Below are 10,157 nucleotides of genomic sequence, written 5' to 3'. Positions count from 1 at the left end.
AAGGCTTTCAAGCTTGTTAAGAAAGATGTGACTAATGCATAGCTTTTTAAGGGGGGCTGGGGGGGATCTGAATTTAAGGGGGCAGGCGAGAAAACACGCCCTAGCGGGATTAGTTTACCGTAAGGGTGGTTGGTACACGCGAAGCGCTTCGATCGGGACAAGCCCGTTTTTGTCAGGGATGATTTCAAGTGTGTGTTTGGAGTTGCTCAAATTCTGCGCCAACGTTGTGAAGTACTCACGGCTAGCATCTTCGATTTTCGGCGCAACGTATACATCAACAAACATCGGTTTAACCTGCCACTTGATCTGAAAGCCTTCCGGGGTAGGTTTGCCGGATAATTCATAGGCGCTTTTCAACCACCAGTTACTGGGTTCGATGACGACACGACCAGAGTTGGAGACAAACTTGTGATCGCTTACGCCGCTACCATCAAACCCCGTTTTGGAGCCGAAAACTTCAAACTTAAATAGGCTTGCATCGTCGTTGATCTCGGTGATACGTGCTGTCCAGTCTTCTACGATCAGTGGTTTCTCCCAAGACACTTGGATGATCGCTGGCCAATCAACACCTACGATGTCACTCGATCGCGTGATCGCATAGAGTTCAGGAAACGTGGAGGGTTTCTTGCCATCAATTAGAACACGCGCTTGATTCGACTTGCCGTCAGTGGATTTGGCTGCGATCGCGTCTATCCGGTTACCCTCAAACTCCAGAACAAGTCTGCCATCTTTCCACTCCACATCCGTTCCTACTGTGTACGTTCGCACCAAATCCTTCGACGAGTTAGTAGGGGACTGTTGATTGTAGCGAAGGTGTGGCTTTACGAGACTTGCCAGCAGGAAATTTCCGCGATCGTTGAGGTGAACACCATCAGAGAGTAGATCTTGCGGCTGTAAATTGTTGTCCTTTAGATATCGCTTCCAGGGTTCGCGAATCTCGATCAATTCGCATCCATACTTATCGGCAAGTTGGGGCAACCATTGAGTGGAGTGGTAGTCGTGCCACTGGTAAGTCTTGAGCTTTTCTGAGTCATCATCGGAAGTCCCTGTGGGTAACCAGGTGATATGGTCGGAGTGAAACGCAATTTCGCTCGTTGTGCGGCGGCGCACGTTAGCGATAATTGCCTCATAGTCGTCATCTCCCCCATAAACATGGAAGATCATCAGATCGGGATAGAAAGGGTACAGATCATGTTCTGCGGGACGGATTAGCAGTGGGGCAGCAAATCCCCCGATCGCACGATTCTCGATAACAAAATCTGCATAAGGGAAGCGTTTTTTTAGGTCATTCGCGACATCAATCCACCAATCCTGCTTCGTAATCGATTGACCATAGAACAGAATCCGTACAGGATTGTGGTGTTCTGGGGTACTCGTGGCAAGTAGCGTCATAGTACGCTGGATTCTCGCACCAAAGTTAGAATCATCCAGAGCCGAAGTAGGCGGCACAAAGGCTGAGTTCTCGTCCTGAAGGACAAGTTCCTTCGGGATGTCATCAGAGCGAGTCCTGATTTCGAGAGTAGGCTGATTCGCCGCTAGTAGCTGTTCAGGCGATTCCGCTAAAGAATCCGTACACAGCGTCGAGTTGAGGCTTAAGACACTGCACAAAGTAACCGAGAGGGCGCGGTTCAGGAACGTGCCTGGGGAGAAGAACGATGCGCCTAAAGCAACAACAAAGCTGACAAGAACAACAGCGACAAAGCGAATCCGACGCATTAGAACCAGTTCTCCATTTTTTTCTGGTCTCACCTACTTCGTGATGAGGAGAACACGTTTAGGCAAAGTGTATGGGTTATGCAAAAAGCGATCGCCACTAAATTGACAATCATCTCATGTATATATTGCAAAAGCAGAGCTTTTTGTGGGATACGCTCCTACCAGTTTGGTATAGGCAAATTCAGTAGGCAACACCCTAAACTGAGGCAGTAGTATTCTTTGGCTCTCTCTCCTTCACCATTTGACGAGCATATCCCTCATAAGCTGACAAATCCTCGTCCAAAATGCGAATGCTATCCGGCGACACCAACACTTGTACCATTTCACCGGAAGCATAGCGGTGCAGATTGCGGCGGTGCAAGTTCTGTGTACGGACAACTATTGAGCTTTGTTCAGTCAAGCGGATAACGTAGCGTGTATCCGTGCCAATGTAGACTGCTTCTTCCAGCGTTCCTAGCAAACAAGGCTCGTCTGAGTAGCCTGACGGCTGAATTTCTGCTTTTTCTGGACGTATAACCAAGGTGACAACTTTACCCACTGGAAGCTCATCTGTACAAGCGACAGACACGGGTAACTGTTCATCCACCAATACCACAACTTCAGAAGCAAGCTGCTGGATGACACGACCTGTAAGAAAGTTTGTCTCACCAATGAAATCCGCGACCAAGCGAGACGTTGGGTCTTCGTAGATTTCCATTGGTGTTCCCACCTGTAGCACCTGACCTTGATTCATCACAGCAATTCGATCAGACATCGTCAGCGCTTCTTCTTGGTCGTGGGTGACGTAGATAAATGTTACTCCCAAGCGTTGCTGCATGTGCTTGAGTTCTAGCTGCATTTCTTTTCGCAGCTTCAAGTCCAAAGCACCTAAAGGTTCGTCAAAAAGTAGTACGGCTGGCTGTTTGACTAAGGCGCGTGCCAAGGCAACTCGCTGCTGCTGTCCACCCGATAACTGGCGCGGATAGCGCTTTTCCCTACCTGTAAGTTGTACCTGTGCCAAAGCCTCTGCCACCCGTCGCTGAATTTCTTTTCGTGGCACATTTTCCATTTCTAGCCCAAAGGCGACATTTTGAGTCACCGTAAGATGGGGAAATAAAGCATAGTTCTGGAATACGGTGTTGACTGGACGATGAAATGGTGGGCGATTCTGCATCGGTAAGCCGTGGATGTAGATTTCGCCAGAGGTTGGTATCTCGAAGCCAGCAATCATCCGCAACGTTGTCGTCTTGCCACAACCAGACGGCCCAAGTAAGGAAAAAAATTCTCCTTCAGCAATTTGGAGATTGATGTTATTAACTGCTTGGAAGTCTTTGTTTTGTGAGTCTTTAAACGTTTTGAAAACATTTTTTAATTCGACTGCATAAGATTCCATTGGCTTCGTTGTCGTTAGAGGAATGTTGGTTAAGTTACAGATAAATTTTAAGGGCGCACGGCTGTGCGCCCCTACGAACGGGTTACCAAAGAGTGTTTATTGAGCAGATTATTTACCAATGCCAACTTTCACTTCTGTCCAAGCTTCGTCATAGAACTGCGTTACTTCACCGATATCTTGGATGTATTTAAGCTTAGAAAATACTTCCTGCTTTGGATAGATTGAAGAATTTTCAAAGTCTTTTTTCTCGATTAAGCCCTTATCTATTGCTGCTTTATTCGGTGTCCCATATTGGATAAAGTTAGAGATTTTTGACCCAATTTCTGGTTCAAGGATGAAGTTAATAAATTTTTCAGCAAGTTCTTTATTTGGCGCACCTTTGGGAATTGCCATGGTGTCAGTCCAGACAATTGTTCCTTCTTTGGGAATTGCGTAGCGGATATCTTTGTTTTCTTTCATTAACTGGAAAATATCACCGCTATACTCAAGGGTGAGATCGACCTCGCCTTGATCGAGTAGTGCTTGACCTGTATCCGGAGCAAAAGATGCGATCGCATCTTTATTCTTGATTAAAAAATCCCGCGCTTTATTGAGTTCATCCTGGTTTGTTGTGTTCGGGTCGTAGCCGAGATACATTAAAATCCCACCCAAGGTAACGCGCATCTCATCTTGCAGCGCGACTCTGCCCTTAAACTTCGGCTCAAATAGTTGCCCCCAACTATTTATCTCACCCTTTGTTGCCTTGATGTTGTAGCCAATTCCCATCGTCCCCCACTGGTAAGGGAGACTATATTTGTTACCTGGATCGTAAGGGGGGTTCATAAACTTAGAATCAACGTTCTTGATGTTCGGGATATTGTCTAAATTTAGTTCTTCCAGCAACCCTTCCGCCCTCATGGTTGTCACCATGTAGTCACTTGGAAAAACCACATCATAACCAGGATTTCCAGGCTTAAGTTTAGCGTAGAGAGCATCATTACTCTCGAAGGTGTCGTACTTGACTTTCGCTCCAAACTTTTTCTCAAATTCGGTAATAGCGTCCTCTGCGATGTAAGTCGTCCAATTATAGACATTGAGGACATTATTCGCATTTTCACTCCCCGTTTCTGAAACATTTGGGCGATTACCACTACAACCGAGTGGTAACAGGACAGCGAGGAAAAATAAGGATAGGAAAAGAAGTAATCGTTTTCTCATAGTTATTCCAAGAGTAATAATATGGTGTTATCCCAAACGCTCTCGTTGTCCAACAACTAGTGAAGACACAACCAGTAGCATAGAAGCCAATAACATTAAAGTAGAAATAGCGTTAATCGCTGGTGTTACTGAAAATTTAATCATTCCGTAGACAAAAAGCGGTAGAGTGGTTGACCCTACACCCGATGTAAAGAAGGTTACTACAAAGTCGTCCAAAGATAGAGTAAAGGCAAGCAATGCTGCGCTAAAAATACCTGGCCAAATCAGAGGTAGGGTGATGCGCCACAGCGTCCGCCATTCATTCGCTCCTAAATCCATTGCCACCTCTTCTATGGCTGGATTTAAATCAGCTAACCGCGCCCTCACTGTAATTGCTACAAATGAGATATTAAATGCTACATGACCAATAATTACTGTCGGTAAGCCCAATACTAAATGAATACCCGTTAGATTCTCAATCAACTGAAATACTAGGCTAAAGAAGACGAGTAAAGAAATGCCCATCGTGATTTCAGGGATGATGATTGGCAGAAATAGTAACGCTTCCACAGCCGCACGTCCTGGAAACCGAAATCGTTCCAATGCCAGCGCAATCATTGTGCCGAAAATTGTTGCCAATATCGTAGAAATCGCTGCAACTAGCAGACTGTTATTCAGTGCATCCCAAATCAAGACATCGCTAATACTGGCAGTTCCGTCTGATACTCCTTGCAATAGGCTGCGATACCAGTCCAAGGTAAAGCCTCGCCAAACGGCATTGAAGCGGGAAGTATTGAAGGAGTAAATCACTAAGATGAAAATGGGCAGGTAGAGGAAGGCAAACCCTAATAAAGAAACCAGCTTTAGCCCCTGTCTTCCAAGTGAGCGAATCAGTAAATCAGTTTTTATCTTTTGCCTCTCGCCTCTTGCCTCTCCCCCCTTACCTGTTGCCATAATTGCCATCAGGATTTCACCTCCTCAGATGTCCGGAAATAAATCAGCACCGGAACTAACACAACTGCCATTAGCAACATCGAAAGCGCCGAACCAAAAGGCCAGTTACGCGCTTTAAGAAACTGATTTTGGATAAGGTTTCCTACCATCAACGTTTTTGCACCGCCAAGAATATCGGGTGTAACGAAAGCCCCCACTGCTGGGATAAAAACGAGCAGCGAACCCGCGATAACTCCCCGCATTGTTAAGGGCAACACTACACGAAAAAAGGTACGCAAGTCATTTGCTCCCAAGTCCTGCGCGGCTTCAACTAACGAGAAGTTAAAGCGCTCCATTGTGGCGTACAAGGGCAAAATCATGAAGGGGAGGTAGCCGTAAATTAAGCCAACGGTGACGGCAAAGGGGGTGAACAGGAGAGTGAGTGGTTCGTCAATCAGTTGCGTACTTTGGAGGGCAACGTTAAAAACACCTTCGGTACGCAGCAGAACAATCCAGGCGTAGGTACGCACTAGGAAGTTAGTCCAGAAGGGAATAATGACTAGTAATAGTAAGGCATTGCGCCAACGGGTTGAACTCGTGGCAATGAAGAAGGCTAACGGGTAGCCAATCAGCAAGCAAGCAACAGTGGTGATTAAGGCTAGCCATATTGACCGCCAGATTACACCTAAATAAAGTCCACTAGTGACGCGCTGATAGTTTCGTAGGGTGAATTCCCAAGTAATACCGCCATAGGTGCCGCGTTCGAGGAAGCCATACAGCAGCACAATAAGTAATGGTACGATGAAAAACAGCAGCAGCCAAGCGGTTGCGGGAAATAGGAAAACGAATAGATTCGTGCGTTTACGAGTCTCAATGGTTGAAGTGGATTGGTGTTGCTGTTGCTGCCAAATGGTCATTTGTCGTTTGTCCTTAGTTACGGACAAGAGACAGCCGTCTAGTTATGATGCTGTCGGTATTCTGAGCGTCAGGATTTGTTGACTGAAGTGTATTAAAACTTGTGCGGCACTCTCAAAATGTTGCTTGCGACACTATAGGTTAATTTCTTTTCTGGCTGGGATAGGAGATTTGTTAGCTTAAGGCTATCGGTAGGGTAATTGCACTGAGATTGGTGTTTACCTCACGTTCAGTTTGGGAACACTGTGACTAAGGGTGCTACAAGGCTGTAGACCGTTGAACAAAACTTTGGTTCAGCCTTCAATCCTCATCCATAGTCGTTTTAGTTTTCCAGTACTATGCAAACGGTTCAAGTTGAGTACTCAGGTCAGATTCAAGTCAATGTAGGCAAAAATCCTAGAGAATCATACGCAGGAAGAACTAAAATATCTACTGCAACTCACAAAGGAAATCTATTTTCCTGATCATCCATTCTTGCTTGGCTACAGAGATGCTGATGTCGAGAATATTCTACGCTTCTATGCTCAGAAGCAGGTTGAGCCAGAATTTATAGCATTTAGCGAACGTAGAAAATGTGATTTGTCCATTGTTGCGAGGCATATTTATGAAAGTGACTTAACTCGTAAACAAGAAACTGAGTATCTCGCCTCTCTGTGGAATGACGACAAATCTTTTTGGCAAGTTCTATTCGGATATAACTACCTGTATTTCAAGAAGCAAGTAGATATTGAAATGAATAAGTTGCTCGGAGTGTATCCTGACTTGACAGTAAGCCCACCGACCGTGATTCTCGACGAAGTACCGCTAGAAAGCCTCTCACTTCTCGCAATTAGGGAGAGAGAGCCAGCCGAGTACAGAGAAATCAAGGATGATGTGTTTGCTAGATGCACGGATGCGAAGGGATTCATCACTTGTGCCGTGAGTGGGTTTAAGAGCCAGATGCGGAGAGATTTTCAAATTGACCACATCAAGCCGATGTCGGAGGGTGGTTTAACGACGCTAAAGAATCTTCAAGTCTTGTCTCGTAAAGCCCACACAGAGAAGACTCGATTGGAGAATTTAAAAAGGTAGCGTGATGCGATCGCCTTAATTTAATAGCATTGTCCAGTGGGGGGTTTGGGGAGCAACATCCCCCAATGCAGGTTTTTCCAACGAATGATTACTTTTCGCTTAAGTCAGTGCCATTCCCCTTAATTTAATGAGAGTGATGCATTGGCTACACTACCCGCTTTGTAAGCGGCCCATCCACCGTAGTGAGAAATATCAACCCAGTTGTACTTCTCAACTAGCTCACGGGGATACAGGAAAGCCGTCACTACTTCTCCATCCTCTAAGACCACATCACTAGCATACATATGGGGTGGCTCTGTTGCCGCAAGGTGTTCAAACTGTTCTAAACTCAGTTCATACACTTCCCCTGGAATAGAAATACCGCCCTCAGCTACTTGGTAAATTGCCGGGTGCCAACCATTTTCTGCTGCGTGTAAGCGATAAAGTGGGCGCGTTTTGGCTTCTCTGATGAACTTGGCTTCCCCAAGGTTGCCGTGGTCAGGTTGACCCCGAAGGGCAGAACCACAGATGAATACTCGTGTGGTTGTGATCTCTGTTTGACTCATAGTGTCTCTCACTCCTCTGTAACGCGGATAAATAGGTTGAAGGCAGAATTGTGCTTTCGTATACAGTTGAATTGCTGCTAAAGCTGGATTTCATTTGTATTCTGTATCTTGTATACAGTATTTAATGTGTCCAAGCAAGCCACTGACCACACCTTTTTGATTCCAACCACTGAAGAAGGAGTGCCACAATGACTGGAAATTGGAGTTTACCTGATTGAACCAAGAATCCCCGCACCTTTGGCAGGGGGAGTGTCAACGGAGTATTTCTTCGAGATGATGCTGATTCCAAAGTGAGTAATACAAACCCGGCTGTTGTAGAAGCTCAGCATGAGTACCTGTTTGAACAATTTGACCGGCTTCCATGACAAATATCCGGTCAGCGGTAGCCGCCGCCGAGAGTTGATGAGAGATAAAAATTACAGTTTTGCGCTGAACGCCTTGGGAGAGATTTTCCAAAATCTGAGTCGCTGTTTGATTATCAACACTCGAAAGAGCGTCATCAAGAATCAGCACAGGTGCATCCATTAACAAGGCTCTAGCTAAAGCCGTTCTTTGTCTCTGTCCACCAGAGAGGGTAATTCCCCGTTCACCGACGATTGTCTCGTATTGTTGAGGAAAGTTGAGAATTTCTGACTGGATTTGCGCTTGTTTAGCAGCCTGTTCGACTTCCGGCTGTTCGCTTAAAGGATTACCGTAGCAGATATTGTTTTTGATGCTGGTACTGAAGAGAAAGCTATCTTGGGGAACATAAGCGATCGCTTTGCGTAAGTCAGGCAAACGCACTTTTGTAATATCCTGTCCATCTAAAAATAGCTGATGAGGCTCAATATCCAGCAGACGGGGTAAGGCATTGGCAAGCGTAGATTTTCCTGAACCAATTGCTCCCACAATTGCTACGGTTTCACCTGCATTAATCGTGAAGGTTACCTCTTTAAGGGCTGGAGTTTTTGAACCAGGAAAAGTGTAAGTTAGGTTAACCGCCTTAAGCTGACCTTTCACAGGTTCAGGTAGACTAATCGCATCGGGAGCATCGGCAATCTGTGGCTTGACCATGAGAATTGATTCGACACGATCAACACTCACTTCACCCCGTTGATAAGCAGTAATCGTGAAACCGAGAAGCGCAGTTGGGAAAACTAAACGTTCAGCGTAGAGAACCAGCGCAATAAAGTCCCCAATACTAATTGCTCCAGACGCGATCGAGCCAGAACCAACCCACAGCAGCGCTAGCAAGCTGACATAAGCAAGAGCTTCAATCACAGGGAACAAGATGTTCCGTGTTCTTGCTAGCTTAAGATTTGCTCCCAAAAGCTGTCCATTGAGCTGTCGAAAAGCACGGCGCTCGTTTTGCTCCTGAGCATAAATCTTAATCAGGGAGATGCCGCTCATATCTTCCTGAATCAGTTCACTCAAGCTTGAGAGTTCTTCCTGAACCGTTAGCTGTTGGTTGCGTAGATTTTCACTAAATAGCTGGACAGTAATCAACATGAACGGATAAACTGCGATCGCCAATACGGTTAGCCGTAAGCTAATCGACATCATCACTGGTAGTGTTAGAGCATAGGCAAACACAGTATTTGCCAGACTCAATACAGCAAACCCCAGCAAACGCCGAATATTATCAACATCACTGGTAGCGCGGTTGATTAAATCTCCGGCTGTATTGGTAGAAAAATAGGATGGCTCCAGCGTCAGCAAGTGTTGAAAAATTTTCTGCTTCAGGTCAAATTCCACCTGACGCCCCAATCCAAACAGCAGAATCCGTGATGCCATCCGAATCACCCACATTACGCTTGAGAGAATTAGGATAAGCAACACAAATCGCCAGATGTAGTCAAAGCTGACGGCTTGACGCAACTCGTCAATACTATCCCTAATTAGTAGAGGGATATAGACTCCGATTCCATTAACAATTAGTAGAGCAACGATGCCTAGTGTAGCTTGCTGCCAGTGAGGGCGCAGATAAGCTAGCAGTTTTTGCAGACGCGAGTTAGCCATGTTACAAATCTAACAATTTTCGATTGTAGATGATGGCTAGTACTGGCTCCCTGCACAAAAAGTGAGATTACCTAAGTGTTGTGGTTATGTTGCTCTGGCTTCAGTAATCCGCTCAACTTGTTAGACCCCGTAGTGCTTCCCCGTGAAAAACCCCGAACTTATTTTCGGAAAAGTCCTAATCGTTATGAGCGATCTTGATCTGTATCCTCTTGCTCAGATGTCGGCTTATTGATCTCTTCCTTAAAGCCTCTGAGAGTTTTTCCCAAAGCGCTGCCCACTTCTGGAATTTTCTTAGGACCAAAAATGATCAGCGCTATGATCGCAATAATTCCGACTTCGGGCCATCCTAAACCAAACATAATAAATTTCCTATAGATTCTCCTTCACTAACTATAGACAGGAGAGGGCTACCGAGAGTGAGAAACTAACTT

The 10,157-nt window shown here is 45.6% G+C and carries 9 protein-coding genes; 1 reads left to right on the top strand and 8 read right to left on the bottom strand.

Going from position 1 to position 10,157, the window contains the following annotated elements; translation table 11 throughout:
• Nucleotides 1–114: 114 nt before the first annotated feature.
• The 5 genes from AC5JL3_RS11640 to AC5JL3_RS11620 all read right to left on the bottom strand — a co-directional run bounded on the left by AC5JL3_RS11640 (nucleotide 115) and on the right by AC5JL3_RS11620 (nucleotide 6,114).
• On the bottom strand, nucleotides 115–1,749 hold the full coding sequence (locus AC5JL3_RS11640; RefSeq protein WP_496074642.1) for an SGNH/GDSL hydrolase family protein: 1,635 nt from the start codon (nucleotides 1,747–1,749) through the stop codon (nucleotides 115–117).
• Between the two features lie 163 nt (nucleotides 1,750–1,912).
• Entirely contained in the window at nucleotides 1,913–3,088 is a 1,176-nt protein-coding gene (locus AC5JL3_RS11635) for an ABC transporter ATP-binding protein (protein ID WP_496074641.1), read from the bottom strand.
• 108 nt (nucleotides 3,089–3,196) lie between these two features.
• On the bottom strand, nucleotides 3,197–4,285 hold the full coding sequence (locus AC5JL3_RS11630; RefSeq protein ID WP_496074640.1) for an ABC transporter substrate-binding protein: 1,089 nt from the start codon (nucleotides 4,283–4,285) through the stop codon (nucleotides 3,197–3,199).
• A gap of 27 nt (nucleotides 4,286–4,312) precedes the next feature.
• On the bottom strand, nucleotides 4,313–5,218 hold the full coding sequence (locus AC5JL3_RS11625; RefSeq protein ID WP_496074645.1) for an ABC transporter permease: 906 nt from the start codon (nucleotides 5,216–5,218) through the stop codon (nucleotides 4,313–4,315).
• Between the two features lie 8 nt (nucleotides 5,219–5,226).
• The gene (locus AC5JL3_RS11620) at nucleotides 5,227–6,114 is read right to left on the bottom strand and encodes an ABC transporter permease (protein ID WP_496074639.1); all 888 of its coding nucleotides are present in this window, start codon (nucleotides 6,112–6,114) and stop codon (nucleotides 5,227–5,229) included.
• A 472-nt stretch (nucleotides 6,115–6,586) separates the two neighbouring features.
• Between AC5JL3_RS11620 and AC5JL3_RS11615 the strand changes: the two genes are divergently transcribed.
• Nucleotides 6,587–7,183 carry an HNH endonuclease signature motif containing protein gene (locus AC5JL3_RS11615; protein WP_496074638.1) on the top strand — a complete coding sequence of 199 codons (597 nt, stop codon included), beginning with the start codon at nucleotides 6,587–6,589 and terminating at the stop codon, nucleotides 7,181–7,183.
• Between the two features lie 119 nt (nucleotides 7,184–7,302).
• On the opposite strand, the gene AC5JL3_RS11610 is transcribed toward AC5JL3_RS11615, so the two are convergent.
• From AC5JL3_RS11610 to tatA, 3 genes are all read right to left on the bottom strand, one after another.
• A complete protein-coding gene (locus AC5JL3_RS11610) occupies nucleotides 7,303–7,728 on the bottom strand; it encodes an allophanate hydrolase-related protein (protein ID WP_192222288.1) in 426 nt (141 codons plus the stop codon).
• Nucleotides 7,729–7,980: 252 nt separating this feature from the next.
• A complete protein-coding gene (locus AC5JL3_RS11605; RefSeq protein WP_496074637.1) occupies nucleotides 7,981–9,726 on the bottom strand; it encodes an ABC transporter ATP-binding protein in 1,746 nt (581 codons plus the stop codon).
• Nucleotides 9,727–9,908: 182 nt separating this feature from the next.
• Nucleotides 9,909–10,085 (bottom strand): twin-arginine translocase TatA/TatE family subunit, encoded by a 177-nt coding sequence (tatA, locus tag AC5JL3_RS11600; protein ID WP_192222290.1) that lies wholly within the window; start codon nucleotides 10,083–10,085, stop codon nucleotides 9,909–9,911.
• Nucleotides 10,086–10,157 lie beyond the last annotated feature (72 nt).

It is taken from the genome of Symplocastrum torsivum, assembly GCF_059505465.1.
The sequence above is the reverse complement of the archived record's forward strand: the minus strand, read 5'-3'. Positions and strand labels throughout refer to the sequence as shown.

Coding starts and splice junctions, on each gene's coding strand:
- AC5JL3_RS11635 (WP_496074641.1), bottom strand. CDS start 3,088: ATGGAATCTTATGCAGTCGAATTAAAAAATGTTTTCAAAACGTTTAAA.
- AC5JL3_RS11630 (WP_496074640.1), bottom strand. CDS start 4,285: ATGAGAAAACGATTACTTCTTTTCCTATCCTTATTTTTCCTCGCTGTC.
- AC5JL3_RS11625 (WP_496074645.1), bottom strand. CDS start 5,218: ATGGCAACAGGTAAGGGGGGAGAGGCAAGAGGCGAGAGGCAAAAGATA.
- AC5JL3_RS11620 (WP_496074639.1), bottom strand. CDS start 6,114: ATGACCATTTGGCAGCAACAGCAACACCAATCCACTTCAACCATTGAG.
- AC5JL3_RS11610 (WP_192222288.1), bottom strand. CDS start 7,728: ATGAGTCAAACAGAGATCACAACCACACGAGTATTCATCTGTGGTTCT.
- AC5JL3_RS11605 (WP_496074637.1), bottom strand. CDS start 9,726: ATGGCTAACTCGCGTCTGCAAAAACTGCTAGCTTATCTGCGCCCTCAC.
- tatA (WP_192222290.1), bottom strand. CDS start 10,085: ATGTTTGGTTTAGGATGGCCCGAAGTCGGAATTATTGCGATCATAGCG.